Here is an 18,440-nt window from a genome sequence, read left to right on the forward strand (position 1 = left end):
TTTTCAGTCAGGCCTGCTCTTCCTGCATGTTTTCCAAAGGGTGAAAGTGATGTGTAACCCGCCCTCGTTCGGCTAAACAGGTCGCATCATCCCATCCAAGCAGTGCCCCCATTTCTACGCAGGCTTTTTGTAGAATATCCTCTTCAGGCAGACCAATGGTTGCCAGGCCCGTCCTACGAAATAGCAGGTCATCAAGATGCAATGCCATTTCTTCTTCCACGGCATATTTGATTTCTTCTGTGGTGAGAACATGTCCTGCATTGACGTCTTCCAAGATCTCGCGCGGAAGCCTGCGAGCGACCTCGGTTGCAGATCTTCCCCATCGAAGTACCAGCCACTCAGGAATCTGCTCAAGAGACCCGCCTTCACCGGAGAGTACGAATTCTGACCTGCTTCGATCCTTCCATATCTGTTTCGAAATTTTATCTTTTGCCTGTAACCTCTGCAAAAAATCCCGACAGAGTGTATAGGCAGTGGTAAACTTTACAGTCTTTATGCTGTACAGCCCCTCAACACCGCCTTCTGCGCCGTGATCAAGAACTGTTTCCCGTTTATCCAACTGCACATCAAAATGCCCCTGATGCCGGCCTTTTATACAGGGAACAAAGCCGGCATGATAGTTTATGACATCACGGAGCTGCAACTGAGCCGCAGGGTAAATCTGATTTATCTCGGAAAGTATTGCCTCAATTTCTTCACGAGACAAATCCGCACCTTTGTCAACGTTTTCCACATGGGTATACACGGTACCCACCATGGTCTTCTCTCTCCAGGGCACAAAGAAAAATAACCGTTTCCCTTTCTGAACCAGAGCATCCTTGTCAACAAAGCTGCTGGTTCCTTCAAGGCCTACAGCATATTTTCCAAAAAAGCGACGATTTAAAACCAGGTTTACAGCCTTACTCCACCCGGAAATACTTTCCTGCGGTATTTTGTCTTCCGCATACTGGGCGACACCGGCTCCAGTAGCATTGACCACCATGTCGGCCTGAATTTCAATATCTTGATGAGCCTGGTGATCATGGCAGAGAACCCCGGTTACCTTGCCATGCGGACAGAGAATACGCTTCACTTCCACATAATTAGCCGCTGCACCTCCACCATCAACCAGGTTATGTATAAGGGTCAGAACAACACGCTCGGTGTTGGTAGCAAGTGCATCGAACCATAAAGCTCCACCGGTCCAATGATCCCGGGCAAGCCCGGGTATAATTTGTTGACACTTCTCAAAAGGGAGTGTGCGACCACGTCCCAGATGTTTATCAAGGCGCACACCACGATTCCTGAACAAGCTGAACAAATCATTCACCGCCAGCCCAACAGCCATCCCCTGTTTGCTGCGAAAACCATGTCCTGAAGTAAGAAGAATGCATTCTAGCGGCTCAACAATTTCTGGAAAATTTGCCATTACCCAGCGACGACTGGCAATGGAATCCAGAATTCTCGGTACATCGAGATGTTGGAGGTATCGCAAACCACCATGCAAAATCTTTAAACTGTTGGCCGAGGTACGACTGCAGAAATCCCCCTTTTCAAGAAGAACAACCGAAAGACCGCAACTTGCCGCCATGGCCGCTATGGCGGCACCATGTATCCCAGCGCCAATAACAGCGAGGTCATACCTTTGATTTGAGAGTTCAGAGAGTTGTCTTTTCATGAAATACGTTTTGCTCCTCGCAGAGCTATCTGACTACGAATAAAGGATAAAATCCCCTGCAGGTTACCGCAGGGCAGTATATGTGCGGGCCAATTCAAGATATGGCGGCACAAGCTTTGTAATGGATACTTCTGATCAAGCACCTGTTCAATGAGGTGTCCATACGTTCCTACCCGCGACAGTTGACCGGAAATAAACAAAGGATCGCTTCCACGCAAAACCGGAAGGTTATTCTGCTGAGCAAAGGTGAATTGAGGCACACGTTTCCACCATTGGGGTCTATTGCCGTTATCTCCAAGAACAAACAATGGGGTATCTTCCTGGCGCAATACTTCACTGATAAGTTTCCCCCGTTGGCCAAGCCACTTTCCCACCCCCCAGGGAAGGATTGTCAGCTGACCTGCCTCGTCGCGCTTCTTTGGAAGGTAATCTCTCAAAGGAAGATTGGACTCTACAGATTGGCGTCCAAAAAGTAATACTTCCACTTTTTCAAGGGTATTGACCTGGGTTCCCATAACACAGTACAAACTGTCTCCGTGCTGATTTGTACAGCATATGCTTCCAGGTTCGGAAGTTTCGCTGAAACACCATTGACTCTCTGTTTGCAAAGATTGCCCTTGCCGCCCCAAAGTGAGGATGGGATCCACAATATCCTGCCCATAAATCTCCGCCAAAAGCATAAGACCGGTTAGTTTTGCATTTTTTCCACACTGCGCCTGCTGAACAAATCGCATATTCCGCGCACAATTATCAAGCAACACGGGAAAATTCTTTACTTTATCTAAATGAGTATGAGCATCTACAACATACACGGGCACAACCTATGGGATATAACGCATTAATAGATTAACAATTAGCCCGCCTTTCTCATGACTTTTTTGAATAAATGCTCAACTCACTCAAATGAAAGCGTTTGCTACCCCCCTGAAAAACAGACTGTTTTTCAGGGAGATTCAAAAAAGTCCCCAATGGGACGAGCAGATTTTACAGTACCTGCCTTGTTACCGAACATTTGCAGGTAAGCGCAGAGACTCCGCGAGTTCACTACAGTTTCATTTCCGGTGCCTCGCATCTCCTGCAAAATATACTCGTTTGAAATCCGGGCTAGGTGCACAAACAAAGAGCAGGAAAGAGGCATCCCCTTTCCTGCTCTGATGAAATGTCTGCCACGACAGGGTGTGACTATGTAAGTAACATATTCATGTTGTTTTCATATACCCTAACAGATTTGATCTGACGACCAGACTCCTGGGTAGCTGTCAGGAACAAACAGGCTAAGCGCAAAGTACAGATGCTCGCCTTTTTCGCAATCTTATCAGGGTCGTCAACACAACCAACGTTACCAGCATGGCGCCTAACTTGTGCCAGATAGTACCTTTTACCAAAATATAACTTAAGCCAACAAGGGGATAGAGGGCAATCCGAACAAAGGTGCGCAACCCATCGTGATCAGCAATAAAGTCAGCCATTGGTGGAGAATAGGTATAATACAGATGAACAAAAGCTGTTCCCGGTTTATTGGTCAGCAAATACTGATCACGAAACTGGGTAAGTAATTGCACATGCTTTTCCAGCGAAGAACCAAAAGCAGCGGTTGCGATAAAACAGCCGCCACCGCCACCGCCACCGTCGCTGCCTCCTCCACCTCCCGACGAGACGGCACCTGACCACATATTTGCAATGATCTGATAACCGCTGTCATTGGGATGCAGTCCATCGGAATTCAGAGACCCCCAGTCAGCGGCCACTGCACCATACATATCTACGACGGCAACACCTTTACTTGAACCGATGGATTGAATCATGGGATTATAGGATCCTGATATATCCTTTTCTTCATGGCCTTCGCGGGTATCAGGAGTCAGGGTGGCAAGTACCGGGGTCACACCATGGTTACGGCTTTTATCAACCATGGTTTCCAGATGATACTGTGTCGAACTCAATGACTGCCCATAATACAAATCATTGGTACCTTCCATAATCAAAATAAACGAGGCACCGGAATTTTCTGAAAGGGGAGTATCGATCCGTGACGAGCCTGCGGCCGTATTTTCACTACCCACTCCGTAATTCAAAACGTTATCGCCTGTCAGAGCAGCCAGCTTGGGGGGATATCCTCCTGTTGAACTTCCCCTGCCTGCGGTTATACTATCTCCAAAAGCGATAATAACTCCGGCCTGCACGCCCTGTACCAGCGCAAAGAATCCGATGAGTCCTGCCAGACACTTGAGACAAATCTTATTCATGACCTTCACCTTTGTCTTATTCACACCACTGTTCCCTTTCATTTTGTCTCGTTTGTCCCACCCTGTAAATACTCCTCAACCATACGATAAGGGATTGATTGCACCTGTTTTCCCGGGATATAAAATGAAGCTGTCTTAGGCTTTTCTATAAAACCGGGAACATCAAAGCTTGAAACCTGATCAGAGGATTTGTCGTCAGAGGATTTCAAGGTCATGGCCTTTTTCAGAGGAACGTCGTTTTCCTCTTCTTCCTGGGTGGAGATCACCCACTCTGATTTATCAGGATTCCAGGTTGCGTAACGGGGAACATAGCCGTCATTACCATAGAATTGCCACTGCACCCAGGGAATTCCCTCATCGGTCAATCCGAGTACAGGCTGAACATCGGGAACCTCATTGTCTGTGATTCTGGAAGGGGGTTCAAAATTGGCGCCATTCCAGCGGGAAAAGTAGATGTCGTCATCCTGCCCGTCATCTCCGGCCCAAACCAGCCAAAGCACATTATCTGCGTCAAAAATTAAAGAAGGAGCAATGCTGGAGGCCTGACCGGTTTCAATTTTTTCTTCTTTGCTCCAGGCTCCATTACTATATTGTTTCATGTACAGGCTGGTTTCCCCTTTGTGGAAAACCGCCCAGACAACCCAGATTTCTCCCTTGTCATTGACAGCCAGGGAAGGAACGATATTCAGGTAATCGTTGTCAGAAAGTACTACCGGTGTTTGCCAGGCCCCATTTTTCTGTATTGTCAGAAAAATGGAATAACGGCTTTCATCTTCTTGTGAATATACGGATATCGCATCATAATCACTTAGGCCTGCGGCAGCCGCGACGATTTCCTGTCCAGACAGGATTACACACACACCGAAAAAAAGGCACTGGCCGCAATATCTCCACAGGGTTTGGAGTCGTTTTCTCATTGTTATATTCCTCAAAGGCTCAAACAGAAAAGTAAGCTCAACAGCACCATTAACCTTTTGTTACAACCGTATGACAAAAATGCTACAGAGCCATCTCTTATCGTTTTATAGCGCTTTGCGAATAATTCGCCAGTAAAAAAAGAGAGCTTTGTTCAAAAAATTGTACCCGAGTTGAAGTATCTTGGATGACATATCATCTGTATATACAAAAATATCACCGCACCCCATAAGTTCTCTATCGGCAACTCTCCTGTGAAACTGTATTTTTTTTCGCTCACGTAAAATGCCAGGCAACCGTGTCGTCATATGCCACATGCCCCTGAAATAATCGCCAGGCCGCTTTTTCATAACCAGAAAAAGAAACAGGGGAATTTCGTAAAAAATCAAGGCAGGGGAAATGAGAACCAGGGTTTTCACTGAATACATTTCCAGAAGAAACCGCCACCGGTTACTGACGCTGCCCATATACCGTTTTGAGGCGCTATGCCGTTTATGAATCACCACAGACTTGGGAATATGATAGCAGTTGAGTCCGGCCATATTCAATTTGTGATTAAATTCACCGTCATCTCCCCAACCCATGGGATACGCTTCATTGAACCAACCAAGTGGTTCGCAGCGTTTGGTATTTATCAACTGTACTCCCCAGCCAATACTGAGTCTGGGTTCTGCATCAACCTCCTGAATGGATGCTTCCCGGTTAATATTCGGAGATGCACCTATGTAATGCAGCATCTGACCATCCTGGTAGATAATGTCAGGACGATCATCATAAACAGCACGGGTCATGCAGACGGCAGCATCCGGTAAGGTGTTGAGGCCATGTAATGCTTCCCGAAGACAATCCGGTAAAAGAACCACATCGTTATCCACAATTAATACCAACGGTTTTCTCGCCTCGCGCAGTGCTCTGTTTCGCACAATATTGAGCATTCCGCCTGAATTTTCTGTAAAACGAATAACTCGCACATCAGGCCAATGTGCTTCAACCCAATCAGGGCTGCCGTCGTTTGATCCGTCATCAACCATAATGACCTCACCTGGAGGTTCCACAAGGTTGAGAATGGATTCAAACAAATCTGGGATCTTCGTTCTGCCGTTATAGTTTATGACAGCGATGGTTACGTCAGCTGCTGAAAAATGTTCCACTCTGCTCTCCTGGTTTATATCTATCCAGAAATAATAATTGTTGTTCGAATTGAGCCTCTGATACCTGACCAGCAAAACAGTTCATTGCTTAACCTGTCCATATTCGGCTGGTACCTTGTTTTTATAGGCTATATAGAAAATTCCCCCCATCAAACCGATGAGGGTAACCATTACGGAATTAGTCCCTGAAATCACAAAAGATTCATTGACGCCGATACCTACAAGCCCGAAGAGACTGACAAAGGCTCCTTCTCTTACTCCGAGCCCACCCACAGAAACGGGGATCATAATCACGATCACTGTAATGGGCACCACAATAAAAAAGGTCACTATATCGGCGTCAATGCCAAAGGCACACGCAGTAACATACATAGTGATGACCCTGATGAATTGCAGTACCAGGGAAAATATGAACGATATTAACAGGATACGGGGAAATTTCTTGAATTGAAGGAAAGCTCTGTGCATGCTGATCAATTTTTTACCCAGACTATGCTGGGCAAAAAATGGGATCTTTTTTTCCAACACATCAGAAACCCAATCCAGATGTACCAGGACAGCCAGAAGAATAAAAAACAGACTGCTCAGCACCACATGTTCAATAACCGAGGTTTGTAATTTGGAGCTATACACGCCTATACTTACAAGGCAGAGAAAAAGCAGAGAAAAGAGCCCCATCATCCTATCTACAACAACAGAAGCTGCAGATAACTCCATATTTCTGGTATTTTTAGATAGATAATACCCTCTGACCACATCAGTGCTCAGGCTGGAGGGAAGAAACAAGCCCCAGAAAGCGCCTATGTTGTAAATTCCGAACAAGGTCCACCAGGAGATAGCCACCCCCTGAGTTCGCAGGAGAAAATGCCATTTGACCACAGCCCAGCCACGCTCAACCCACAAGAGCAGAAACGCTGCACTCAGCAGCATAATGTCACCGCTGCGCAGTGTATGGAGAAAAGTCTGCCAGTCAATCTGGGTTAAAATAATCCCGAGTATGGACAAACTTATACATAATTTGAGCCAATACGAGATCCTGGGCAAAATTTTCACTCAGCCCCCTTCTCTTTCCGGGATTTTAGTATTCGGGCAGGAACACCTGCAGCAATGCTGTATGCAGGAATATGGCCTCGCACCACAGCGCCGCTACCGACAATGGAATCGCGCTCTATCTCTGCCCCGTCCTGGACAAGCACACCGCCACCGAGCCAGCAATTCTTATCGATACGGATACCACGAACTATCTGTCCCTGGCTGATAATAGGGATATCTATTCTGTCAAACTGATGGTCACCACCGCCGATGACATAACAGTACGCGCCAAACAGAACAAAATCTCCGATATGTACATTGCCTGCAGACTGGATAAAGCAGTTCATGGCAATATTGGTATTATCACCTATGGTGATGTCGCCATTTTTACAACTCACCACCGTTGATCTGCCAATCATGACATTACTGCCAATTCTGATTCCCCTGTTATTCTCACCTTTGGCATCCAGTACTGCATAGTCGTCAATGACAGTATGATCTCCAATATGGATTTTATGGGGGTGACGAATGGTCATGGAACGACCAAACACAACTTTCTTACCAATGGAGCCAAAAATCAAGGGATAGATCTTACTGCGTAGTAAAAGTCCCAGAGCACCCGGCATGGGAGTAATAAACAATGTAATCAGTTCCAGAAACAGGAGTTTCATCAGGCCAGGTCGTCCGATTACAACCTGTTGATATTTTTTCAACGCCGAGGTTTTCTTATCTGTCAAAGCTGACTGAAGCGCTGTTTTTCCTTCTGCCGCCTGCTCAGCGGAAAAAATTTCCTGTTGGTCTCTGCTGTTGTCAGCACTCATAACCATCCCTCCCGGCGATACCAGTCAATGGTTTTCCTGATTGCATCACGTAAGGAGACAGCGGGCCTATATCCCAGTTTCTCTTTGGCTTTAGATATGTCAAACGCCCGGTTATTCTGGTAAAAACTAACTCGACGTCTGTGCAATGGCGGCTCCAGATGTAAAGGCACGCATATAGTTTCACAGAGTGAGGCCATCCAGAGAACCGGGGTCAAAGGAATACGAATTTTAGGTGGGGTTACTCCCAATTCATCAGCGATAATCTGGAACAGCTCTTCCAGTGGAACATACTCCTCACCACCGACAATAAAGACCTCCCCCAGGGCCTTTTCATTACCCAGACAGGTAACAAATCCTTCAACCACATCGTCTATATACGCAGGTTGAAAATATGCAGTACAGGGACCTACCTTGAAAAATTTCCCTTTCTGAATCATACGAAACAGCTTAAGCATTCGCATATCACCAGGCCCGATAAGAGAAATTGGCCGGATTACAGTTGTAGGCAATTTTTTATCTTCAGCGAATTTACGGACAGCAAGCTCTGCTTCCAGCTTGGTTTCCTGGTAAAGGTCTCCTGGATTGTAAGGTGTGGTTTCAGTTGCCGGTATCTCCTTGACACTTCCATGTACACCTATGGTAGAGCAGTGAATAAGCTGTTTCACCTTAAATTCACTACATGCCTCCAGAACGTTATTGGTACCTTCCACGTTAATGGCATGAGCTTCATCTTTATCTGATCCACCTTTACGAAAATTTGAAACAGTGTGAATCACACGGTCCATGCCCTGAACAGCTGTACGGACAGCTTCCTTGTCACGGATGTCACCCCAGACTGTGTCAAACTCTTCCCGTACGGCTTGCTGTCCATGACGGCGTGCAAAAATACGAACTCGGTATCCAAGAGTCTGTAACCGGTTAGCAATATGGGAACCGAGAAATCCATTCCCACCAGTGACTAGTATTGATTCCATTATATTCTCTCTTCTCATATTCCACTGATACGAGTGGATTTTCGATTACGCGCTTCTTTGTTTTCCTGCAGATCATTACCCCAAAATGTTTCTATCACTTCTTTTCTTGACCAATTCAGCATACGCTGCAAGAAGTTTTGCAGAAAAAACTTCATATCCAAAACGGGACGCCACATCCTGCCTTGCGGCCATTCCCTTTGCAGCCATGTCATCGGCATTCTGAACAACCTGGATAAAGGCCTTGCCCATAACGTCAGCTTCAGGAGCCACCATAACTGCTGTTGCATCGCTCAATACCTGGGTATGGGAGACGATATTGGTAGCAATAACAGGCTTTCCTGAAGACATGTAGCTATAGATTTTCAAAGGTGTATTTTCACCTTCTGCCCTGGGAGAAAGCAGGCAATACGCATGCTGCATCCAGGCTCCCATCTCTTCTGCCGGTCGCTGACCAACAAACAATACACCTTCCAACCCTTGCTGTTCCTTTATTTTTCTCCTATAAGCGTCAACCGCGCCTTCCGCGCCTCCAACGATTACGAGCCTGGCGTCACTCATATTCTCTGACTTGAGGCATGCCTGTTGCCATGCCTCAAGCATGAGATCTATCCCCTGGTATGATTCAAGATTTCCGGTATAGACAAACAGTTGCTTATCGAGTAATTGTCTGTCTTTCAAGTACGTTGTCACAGTCTGCATACTTGCCATTTTCTTTTCTTCAGAGAGTGGAAATGCAAAATCCAGAGGGATATCTTCGATCTGCACTATCTGTCCACCGGGCTGCAAGTTTCCGGCATGAACGGATAAAGATTCGCACACCGTTAAAACCAGCGACGCTTTGCGAATAGCCAGCTTTTCAACCAAGGAAATAAAACGTTGAAAAACGCCAGCAAGACCATGGGTGGAAAACTGGGCTGATATAACCGAATCCATATCATAAACACTTTTGCAGGCAAAAAGTTTGCCAAGGGCAACCGCGACCACTCCGCCTTCTTCTATACCATGAACAACATGGTATCTGTTTCGCAGGCATAGAAAAACGGCATACGGAATAAGAACAGCATCCATCATAAGTTTGATCATGGAAAAGCCGATGGCAATCCGTTTGAGTCTGAACACATTGGGCACGCGAAAAATACGTACGCCAGGTATTTCAAGACTGCTGCCTGTAGGGAACACTAACAGATCCACCTTGTATCCGGCTTTTCCGAGAATGGTGCACATAAGGCGAACATTCATGGGAGTTCCCCGTTCCTGATAAAAAGGTTGCGGGGCAAGCAGAAGAACGCGATTTTCCTTCTGATCCTGTTTTCTTGCATTGAGCTCCAAACTAACGACTCCTTATGTAATTGCCCGTTCAGAACGAATTCAGCAGGCATCCTTCATCTGCATTATTTTTTTGGGTAACGATTTCTAGAAGAGACGATCATTCTTAAGGGTAACGGAAAATAATCACTACCAAAAACTGCCAGAACATCGGCTCATTCTCATGAATGTCGCAATGGTTCCATGCAGGCCGTATTGATCCAGTGAAACAGTCGTGAAAATGAGTTGATAGACCAACAAGATTGGATCATTTAATTTCCGCTGCCCTAAATTTTTCCCGTAGCTGTAATTACAGGGCGACTGACTTTTTAAAAGGATACATGCCCTGTGTGGATAAATCGTCTCATTTACAGAAGATTCTCATAGTACCTAAAGCCGGTGTTAATCCAATGGCTTTCGTTGGGTATTACCCGTTAATTTTGCTTGCATAACTAATATTTTTCATGCACCTTGTATATCTTCAGTTATATTGACACAGCAAGAAAAAAATAACGCCAAAAAATCTCTCTACCCTTGTATTCTTCGGCAGGATACGGAGTAGAGACAACAAGGATTTTGTGCCTCAGCGGACAGTATTCCAGTGATATTCAGCTCAACGGTTTTTCTCTTTCTCTTTCTTCCGATTGTTCTCACAGGTTACTACTGCATTCCTGGTATCCGGTTACGCAACCTCTGCCTGCTGCTTGCCAGCCTGTTTTTCTATGCATGGGGGGAGGGAATCTATCTCATCCTCATGCTTTTCTCCATCTTTTTTAATTACGGAATAGGATTACTCCTGGCCGCAAACAACTCTCCTTTCCGGGCCAAGCTATTCCTGACACTTGCAATCACAATAGATCTTGGAATGCTGGGAGCATTCAAATACGCTAATTTTTTAGTTGAAAGTCTCAACATGCTTCTTCACCAGCTAGAAATTGCTCCTCTTGAGCTTGCTCCAATCCATTTGCCCATCGGTATTTCTTTCTTTACCTTCCAGGCTCTCTCCTATGTAATTGATGTTTTTCGAAAACAGACCCGTGTTCAACGAAATGTACTGGATTGCGGGCTCTACATAGCCCTTTTTCCTCAACTGATTGCCGGCCCGATAGTTCGTTACCACGATATAGCCCTACAACTACGAAACAGGCAGCATACACCAGTAAAATTCCATAGCGGTATAATCCTTTTCATCATAGGTCTGAGTAAGAAAATGCTGCTGGCAAACCCCATGGGAAGTGTTGCTGACCAGATTTTTGCACTGCCCGTTGAAGAACTTTCCCTGGTTCTCTCCTGGAGTGGCGCCATAGCCTACACCCTGCAGATATATTTTGATTTTTCCGGATACTCCGACATGGCCATCGGCCTAGGCCGCATGTTTGGCTTTGAATTTCTCATTAATTTCAACTATCCATACACGGCACGATCCTTCCGTGAATTCTGGCAACGCTGGCATATATCACTCAGTCGCTGGTTTCGGGATTATCTCTACATCCCCCTTGGCGGCAACCGCTATTCACCCTGGCGAACAGGAATCAACCTGTGGATAGTTTTCCTGCTCTGCGGACTCTGGCACGGAGCAAGTTGGAATTTTGTACTCTGGGGAACCCTGCACGGCTGTTTCCTCATAGGCGAACGTTTCTTGTGGGGCACTCTGCTCAGTACACTCCCAAACATTCTGCGCCATATGTATCTTCTATTCGGGGTTCTTGTAACCTGGGTATTTTTCAGAGCTGATTCCATACAAACAGGCTTGCATTTTATTGCAGCAATGTTTGGTGGTCACCGTATATCCTCACAGATATATCCTTTAGACCTTGTCTGGAACAGTCACTCCGTCTTCGTTCTCATCCTGGCCTGTGCCGGTGCCACCCCTCTTTTTCTGAAAGGTCAGCAAACTCTTTTCGTGCCTGGTTCAGCATCTACAAATACCATGTTCTGGTGCATAATGAGCTTTCTCTTTTTTGCAGTGCTTTTTATCTTATGTGCCATGGAACTGGCGGCAGGAACACACAACCCTTTTATTTATTTCAGGTTTTGACATGCATTGTCCCAAACCTTTACATCTTATCTTCATTTCTACATTTTTTGTAGCCCTCTGGATTCCGGTATCTCTTCTTCTCATATCAGGAGGAAAAGAAATATCCATACATGAAAAACGAAAACTGGCTTCCCTACCCTCTCTGAAAGAAACCGGAGTAAGCGGCTACCCTAAACAGTTTGAAAAATATTTCAACGATCAGTTTGGCCTCAGAGAACCCCTTCTCAAAACACATGCCCTGTATCAGTTTGCGCTTTTCAATGTATCATCTTCAGAAAAAGTTATAGTTGGCAAAAACGGCTGGCTGTTTCAAAATGGCCAGCCGCACTTCAAAGACATGCGAAACCAATGGCCATTTTCTGAAGCAGAACTACGACACTGGGCCAACGTACTTATAGAAAAACAACGCTGGCTGCAACAGAGAAACGTTCAGTACATGTTCGTCATAACACCGAGCAAACATATTGTATACGGAGAAAACCTTCCAGATGCTTTCCAACCTGTCAGTCCGGAAAGCAGGGCCGACCAGTTGACAACATATCTACAGCGCCATACAAACGTTACCGTAGTAGATATGAGAAAGGCACTGCAACAAGCTAAAAAAAACGGACAGATTTACCATAAAACAGACACTCACTGGAACAGTCTTGGAGCCTACTATGGATATCGTGCTCTGTTGCAGGAAATCAACCGTGTTCTCCCACAGGTACAACCAATACACCTTTCTGTGCAGGATTTCATAGCAGTACAAGAGGAAGGTGGAGATCTGGCGGAATCACTCAACCTGGGAGACAGCTTACGGGAAACAGCTTTCATACCACAAAACTGGCAGTCGGAATGTTTCAATCGAGCCATTAATGAACAGAACCTTCCCACATCAGCAGCACGCAACCGTGCATGGTTTACCACAACATGTACAGGTAAACCATATTCTGTTCTTATGTTCAGAGACTCCTATTCCCTGGCCCTGATGCCATACCTCACAGAAACGTTTGGGACAGTTACCTATATCCCACACAGTCCTGTACGTAGAGTCAACATGCAGGAACTTACCCTTAAACATAACCCGGAGCTGGTCATAGAGCAACGCACCACTCGCTGGCTCCGCACACCAGAAGGATGACGATGTCCCGATTTCAAAACCACTATCTTCCTTGTATTCTGGCCCTGATCCTAGCTGTCATCTCTACCTGGTTTCACGACCAGGCAGAAAAGCAGATAATTTTCAAAGCTACCGTAACACTTACCCCGACAACACTGCCCACAGAAGATACTCCCCTCATATTTCAGCTGTTTTATGATATAGGGGGGGGATACGGAGAAGATGACTCAACAAGTTTTGTTATTACACCAGAAGTAGAAACACCGCTTTACCTGACCATTGCCGCCAGCAAAATTCATGGAATACGTTTGGATGTGATGAACATGGCAGGTTCAGCTGTCATGAAGGAGGCGGGATTGTACAACGTGCGAGGTAAACAACTCGTTGATCTGCTCCGTGTCACCCCTACGCTCAGCAATCAAATTACAGCCTTCAATACAATAGGTTCGAATACCATGGGTATACAAACCGAAGATGCGGCTGTTGACCCCTACTATGTATATACGTTTTCCCCACCCCTTGAAGCACAGCAGAAAGGGAATTTAGCCACAGAGCTGCTGTTTGGGGTTAAAGTATTTTTTATGCTCTTTACCGGCATGTGGATAATGCTCTGGGTGGTTCGTTTCAGTGAACCAAAGAAAAATGAACCATTGACCAAAATACAAAAGCCGTGACAAGTCACCTTGATTATGGTCGGGCAATCTTGCCCGACCACACTGCTAACAAAGAATGGCAGATAACGTGCTGATAACCTCCACAGACAGGAGAGGGTTGTCCGAGAAGAGACATTTAGAGGCATTTTCGAACAAACTCCTCCACCCTTCTTCTTTCATGCTTGTTATTACAACGTGTGCTGTGAACTGATAACATCCTTTAATGTATCTGCAATCCCTCTTGTATGACTGGCTGTTTCTGAAGTCTGATCACTTGCCTCCTTAATGACATCCAACAGCGATGAAAGATTGAGAACACTCTCGTTCTGTGATTCAATTTCAGTGGCCACATTGCCGATTTCGGAAGCCAATGAAACAATACTGTTTCGTATTTCAAGAGCACTGGTTCGGGATCGTTCCGCCAGACCACGGACTTCATCGGCTACAACCGCAAAACCACGGCCGCTCTCACCAGCCCGAGCCGCCTCAATGGTTGCATTAAGTGACAACAGGTTGGTCTGGTCAGCAATCTGCTCAATTATTTCAACTACTTTCTGAATACGTCGACTGGCATCGGCTAAATCGTGCGCACTGGCTGCGGTTGTTGTCGCCTGTTCTGCCAGCTCTGATACATTGCCTCCCAGCTCTTCAATAGCCTTTATCTGCCGATCGATATGTGAAACCAGATTATCAACAGATCCATAAATATCCGTGGAACAATCCTCTATCCTTCCAGACATGTCCCGACGCTGCTCGTTAACAGCCTGGAGTGTATTTCCCAGATCATTGAGACCCGCAAATACCCTTGCCATGGTCGGATCCATTCCAACTGCATCAAGATGGCTCTCATAATCATGCTGCTTGAAATCAGATATCTGCCTGACAACAACCTGGGCCAGCCCATTGAGCTTAGCAATCTGCCTTTTCAAAAAAAACGCCTTAAATTCACCATAATGGGAAACGAATCCATCTACATACCCATCCCTGAACTGCTGTCCGTCACCCACCCTGAAGAAAAACACTGCTGTCAGGGTCTGATTAAGATTCAGTCCCAAAATCTCCCCAAAGGTAGAAAAACCTGCCATACCAGGCCCATGCAATACTTTTCCCATACCTGCTAGTTCCCGTTCATTGAGCAGACGTCTCAAAATACAGTCGTTTAAAATTCCAGCAATGGGAGGGGCAGGTTTTCCCTCCATGAAACGCTCAAAATCCCTCCGCGTATTTTGAGTAAGATCGCCTCTTTTAACCAACAAAATCTGCTCTCCTGGAGAGATATCACAATAAAAATGTACGTTACCGGTTTCCAGATTTATCTGTGATATGGATCTAACAAACAGTTCCTTGCCCACATGAATTGCAAAGGAATACCCCGAGAGCTTTCCTTCCAACCCTGTCGGTGAACAATGTAAAGTATCGCACAATGCTTCGACGAGAGTGCTGATCCTCCCCTGCTTATCTATCACCTGGCTAACGTATCGCTGCTCCACAGAAGCTGAGAGAACGGAGTATACATGAGCAGTCGGCTCAAAATTCTGACTTTTCATAATGCCGAAGCGTACTCCAGGAGCAGTCTTTATAAAGGCGATCAAGGCATGGTTTTCATATTTCTTCTTTCCATCATGCAGCCAGGTGTGTTGGAAATCAAGCTTCCCACCAGCAGATCCTCCAACAAACAGGCAGGGAAAGCGTCCCGAATCGTATAGTGCCTCCATGAAAAATGATTCAGATGCTGATAACCCATCGAAAAGAATGTAAGCAAACGTATCACGGTAATCCAAAGGCATGGAGACTTTCAGACTTTCAATCCCTCTCTTGATTCTTGCAATACGGTCATTAAGAGGCATTTCAACATTACCTCTACGCAGGTCTTCGCAGGCAAGGGGAAGGCTCACTATTTCGGCTTTGGAAACAACCGAGGCGTCGAAACAATGCACCACCACTCTGTCCCAGCTGTTCCCTGTCTGGCAATAAAGCTTTTCGTCAGTTGAACAAAGTTCTCCGGCTGTGGAGCAAAGGGTCATGGGAACCTTGGGAAATCTGGCGGTAATGATTTTGGCTGCTTGTTCAATATCCACATAAGGAGAAACATAGGCTGATATAAACGTTGGCTCCAGAGACACCGCATTGAGCTTTGTTGACAAACGGTCAACACTACTTTCAACGACAACAGCCCCCACGTGAAGGTCATTTTTCAGTTTTTTCTTGAAATCAAACAACCCCATGGCAATCTCCTTTATGTATTCTTTTCCTGTGCTTATAGCCAATACAGGCGCGCTTCAAAAAGGATGCATTTTATATGCAACACTACATAATGATCATTCACCAGAATGACACCGTCTGCCAATACAACAAATGTGTATAATCTGCTCCCCCTGCAATACGAACGTTTAAATTTCCCTGGAAGCACAATGTCTTCCAAGAACACCCGACAAATGCAATCATTTCAGAATGACTGTACCTTTATCCAAAGAAGTCACGAGAAATGCGGGTTAATACGCAAACAAAAAGTACAAACAGCAGGGATACAAACAATAGCATGACGCGCTAATATTCTATAAGATAAGAAAAATTCTAGCACACGGGAGATAATTGTCAAATTGTGGAACGAGTTGCCGCAAAGGGAATACAGATGTGCTATCAAGCAGATACAACGTTGAGATGGACTAGGAATCAAGTTTTATCAATTTTTTTATCGTCATCTCACATTGCCTGCAACAAAATTCAAGCAGATATTTTCCTGTCCTGTCAGCTAGAATAAGCGGTTCTGCAGATATTTCCTGTGGACCTTTCCGCAAACACATGCCTAACTGATAGCGAACACAATACCTGGTTGTCATCAGAGCTCCTTTATCTTGAAACTCAGCACGTAACTCCTTCCAGGAAAAGGGGGGGACACCATGACGCAGATAAAAGGCTGCTGCCCTGCTATTGGTTATATTGTCAAAAAACGACACCGTTTGAGCCACCCACGGGTATGTGTTACGATTCAGTGAAACTTTCTTCTGCTGGTAATGCTCCAATCGTCTCTCCAGATGGAGGTCCAGGGCTTTTCTACGCAATGCATTGATAACTGCCGTTGGAACAAAAAGATCCTCATCGAGTTCAGTGTTGATTGTTCCAATGGAAAAAACAGTTTCTCCACTTTTCTGCAACTGCCTGCAAGCCACTGCTTCCAAGGTACCTGGTTTGCGGGCTTTCTCCCTTGTAATAGGGATGGAGGCAACGGATTCAATGGCATCTTCATCCACACATTGCAATTGGAGAAAATTTCCCTTGTCCTGCAATGTCAACGCTACGGTTATCCGTCGACACAGGATGCTGTTTTGCAACTGCCTGGAAAACTCAACATCCAGATTTCGATATACATTCAGTCCGCTACGCAATCCTGCTTTCGTCACACCGTCCCAGGGAAATATAGTAGTACCCTCGGCCCTGTTTACCCTGATTCCAACCAATTGATGCTGATCATTAAAAAAACAAAGACCATCTCCGTTGACGACAGTCTCCTTGGTATTGAGCGTAAAAGAGCGTGATTGTATTTCGTTTACCTGTCCCAGCATTTTCCCTAAAGACTTGGGCGTCTCTACCTGGGCCACCCGATTTCTCTTACCTTTTACAAAATAAGAACAGTAGCCACGGTTGAATACTCGGTCAGGATCAGGAACGAACGTAAAATTACAGATGCCGCTGGAGGAAGGTACCAAATCTTTCCGCTCCAATATCAGGGCATCGAGCAACTGTCGGTAATATGCAGTAATATTTTTAACATAGTTCTCATTTTTCAAACGACCTTCTATCTTAAACGAATCAATACCTGCATCAATCAACGCGTTGAGGTAGTGAGAGAGATTGAGATCCTTCAGGCTCAATAAATACTTCTCCTGAGCCAGAGTGTTACCCTGCAGATCGCAAAGATCATAGGCATGACGACAAAACTGAGCACAATTTCCCCGGTTAGCGCTCCTGCCGGCAACCGACTCACTGATATAGCACTGCCCGCTGTATGAGACACACAATGCCCCATGAATAAAACATTCCAGGGGAACCGTCGTTGCTGCGCGGATAGATCGAATCTGGTCCAGACTTAATTCCCGGGCCAGAACAACCTGGGAAAAACCAACCTCTTCAAGGAACCGTACTTTTTCAGGGGTACGATTATTCATCTGGGTTGAACTATGTAGGGGAATGGGGGGAATATCAGATTCCAGCAGTCCAACGTCCTGTACAATAAGAGCGTCAGCACCGATTTCATACATTTGCCAGGTAAGATCCACAGCCTGTTCTATCTCCCTGTCTGTAAACAGGGTATTGAGTGCCACATACACTCTTGCATTGAACTGGTGGCTGTAACGAACCAATTGTTCAATATCGGCCAGACTGTTTGAAGCTGCAGCGCGTGCGCTGAAAGCAGGTCCGCCTATATAAACAGCATCTGCACCGTGATTAATGGCAGCTATCCCGCTACGGAGATTACCTGCAGGTGCGAGTAACTCTATTTTTCTTTTTTCTCTATTCATACTGCAAAAAATAGTATCAGCTTTTT

14 protein-coding genes are annotated in these 18,440 nt (G+C 45.6%); 3 read left to right on the forward strand and 11 right to left on the reverse strand.

The genetic code is table 11. From position 1 onward, the window contains the following. Window positions 1-7 precede the first annotated feature (7 nt). The 9 genes from G493_RS0110590 to G493_RS32095 form a co-directional block, all read right to left on the reverse strand. Window positions 8-1,657, reverse strand: coding sequence for an FAD-dependent oxidoreductase (locus tag G493_RS0110590; protein ID WP_028580361.1), 1,650 nt, complete (start codon window positions 1,655-1,657; stop codon window positions 8-10). Beyond that, window positions 1,654-2,391 (reverse strand): hypothetical protein, encoded by a 738-nt coding sequence (locus G493_RS32090; protein WP_051309212.1) that lies wholly within the window; start codon window positions 2,389-2,391, stop codon window positions 1,654-1,656. The genes G493_RS0110590 and G493_RS32090 overlap by 4 nt, the downstream gene beginning before the upstream one ends. A 540-nt stretch (window positions 2,392-2,931) precedes the next feature. Further along, the gene (locus tag G493_RS0110605; RefSeq protein ID WP_161629819.1) at window positions 2,932-3,903 is read right to left on the reverse strand and encodes an SGNH/GDSL hydrolase family protein; all 972 of its coding nucleotides are present in this window, start codon (window positions 3,901-3,903) and stop codon (window positions 2,932-2,934) included. A 38-nt stretch (window positions 3,904-3,941) separates the two neighbouring features. Beyond that, complete coding sequence (locus tag G493_RS0110610; protein ID WP_028580364.1) at window positions 3,942-4,820, reverse strand: hypothetical protein; 879 nt, start codon at window positions 4,818-4,820, stop codon at window positions 3,942-3,944. Between the two features lie 105 nt (window positions 4,821-4,925). After that, window positions 4,926-5,969 carry a glycosyltransferase family 2 protein gene (locus G493_RS0110615; protein ID WP_028580365.1) on the reverse strand — a complete coding sequence of 348 codons (1,044 nt, stop codon included), beginning with the start codon at window positions 5,967-5,969 and terminating at the stop codon, window positions 4,926-4,928. A gap of 81 nt (window positions 5,970-6,050) precedes the next feature. Continuing rightward, complete coding sequence (locus G493_RS0110620) at window positions 6,051-7,022, reverse strand: lysylphosphatidylglycerol synthase transmembrane domain-containing protein (protein ID WP_028580366.1); 972 nt, start codon at window positions 7,020-7,022, stop codon at window positions 6,051-6,053. Beyond that, window positions 7,019-7,822 (reverse strand): DapH/DapD/GlmU-related protein, encoded by an 804-nt coding sequence (locus G493_RS0110625; RefSeq protein WP_051309213.1) that lies wholly within the window; start codon window positions 7,820-7,822, stop codon window positions 7,019-7,021. Before G493_RS0110625 ends, G493_RS0110620 begins: the two co-directional genes overlap by 4 nt. Beyond that, window positions 7,819-8,796: an NAD-dependent epimerase/dehydratase family protein gene (locus G493_RS0110630; protein ID WP_051309214.1), complete on the reverse strand. Its 978-nt coding sequence runs from the start codon at window positions 8,794-8,796 to the stop codon at window positions 7,819-7,821. The genes G493_RS0110625 and G493_RS0110630 overlap by 4 nt, the downstream gene beginning before the upstream one ends. 75 nt (window positions 8,797-8,871) lie before the next feature. Then, on the reverse strand, window positions 8,872-10,125 hold the full coding sequence (locus G493_RS32095; protein ID WP_051309215.1) for a glycosyltransferase: 1,254 nt from the start codon (window positions 10,123-10,125) through the stop codon (window positions 8,872-8,874). A gap of 577 nt (window positions 10,126-10,702) precedes the next feature. Between G493_RS32095 and G493_RS0110640 the strand changes: the two genes are divergently transcribed. The 3 genes from G493_RS0110640 to G493_RS0110650 are packed head-to-tail and all read left to right on the forward strand — an operon-like array spanning window position 10,703 to window position 13,915. Next, window positions 10,703-12,139, forward strand: coding sequence for an MBOAT family O-acyltransferase (locus tag G493_RS0110640; protein WP_028580369.1), 1,437 nt, complete (start codon window positions 10,703-10,705; stop codon window positions 12,137-12,139). A 1-nt stretch (window position 12,140) separates the two neighbouring features. Then, complete coding sequence (locus G493_RS0110645) at window positions 12,141-13,262, forward strand: DHHW family protein (protein WP_028580370.1); 1,122 nt, start codon at window positions 12,141-12,143, stop codon at window positions 13,260-13,262. 2 nt (window positions 13,263-13,264) lie between these two features. Then, window positions 13,265-13,915, forward strand: coding sequence for a hypothetical protein (locus tag G493_RS0110650; protein ID WP_028580371.1), 651 nt, complete (start codon window positions 13,265-13,267; stop codon window positions 13,913-13,915). Between the two features lie 167 nt (window positions 13,916-14,082). Here the strand turns inward: G493_RS0110650 and G493_RS34645 are convergent, their stop codons facing one another. Together G493_RS34645 and G493_RS0110660 are read right to left on the reverse strand one after the other, a co-directional pair. Further along, on the reverse strand, window positions 14,083-16,119 hold the full coding sequence (locus tag G493_RS34645) for a methyl-accepting chemotaxis protein (protein ID WP_028580372.1): 2,037 nt from the start codon (window positions 16,117-16,119) through the stop codon (window positions 14,083-14,085). Window positions 16,120-16,560: 441 nt separating this feature from the next. Further along, the gene (locus G493_RS0110660; protein WP_028580373.1) at window positions 16,561-18,414 is read right to left on the reverse strand and encodes a peptidase U32 family protein; all 1,854 of its coding nucleotides are present in this window, start codon (window positions 18,412-18,414) and stop codon (window positions 16,561-16,563) included. Window positions 18,415-18,440 lie beyond the last annotated feature (26 nt).

Origin of the sequence: Desulfogranum japonicum DSM 18378, from assembly GCF_000429945.1 — a bacterium.
Classification (GTDB): domain Bacteria; phylum Desulfobacterota; class Desulfobulbia; order Desulfobulbales; family Desulfobulbaceae; genus Desulfogranum; species Desulfogranum japonicum.

Excerpts from the sequence above, each read along its gene's own strand:
- G493_RS0110630 (WP_051309214.1), bottom strand. The coding sequence starts at position 8,796 with ATGGAATCAATACTAGTCACTGGTGGGAATGGATTTCTCGGTTCCCAT.
- G493_RS0110605 (WP_161629819.1), bottom strand. The coding sequence starts at position 3,903 with ATGAATAAGATTTGTCTCAAGTGTCTGGCAGGACTCATCGGATTCTTT.
- G493_RS0110610 (WP_028580364.1), bottom strand. The coding sequence starts at position 4,820 with ATGAGAAAACGACTCCAAACCCTGTGGAGATATTGCGGCCAGTGCCTT.
- G493_RS0110645 (WP_028580370.1), top strand. The coding sequence starts at position 12,141 with ATGCATTGTCCCAAACCTTTACATCTTATCTTCATTTCTACATTTTTT.
- G493_RS0110625 (WP_051309213.1), bottom strand. The coding sequence starts at position 7,822 with ATGAGTGCTGACAACAGCAGAGACCAACAGGAAATTTTTTCCGCTGAG.
- G493_RS34645 (WP_028580372.1), bottom strand. The coding sequence starts at position 16,119 with ATGGGGTTGTTTGATTTCAAGAAAAAACTGAAAAATGACCTTCACGTG.
- G493_RS0110660 (WP_028580373.1), bottom strand. The coding sequence starts at position 18,414 with ATGAATAGAGAAAAAAGAAAAATAGAGTTACTCGCACCTGCAGGTAAT.
- G493_RS32090 (WP_051309212.1), bottom strand. The coding sequence starts at position 2,391 with ATGCGATTTGTTCAGCAGGCGCAGTGTGGAAAAAATGCAAAACTAACC.
- G493_RS0110650 (WP_028580371.1), top strand. The coding sequence starts at position 13,265 with ATGTCCCGATTTCAAAACCACTATCTTCCTTGTATTCTGGCCCTGATC.
- G493_RS0110590 (WP_028580361.1), bottom strand. The coding sequence starts at position 1,657 with ATGAAAAGACAACTCTCTGAACTCTCAAATCAAAGGTATGACCTCGCT.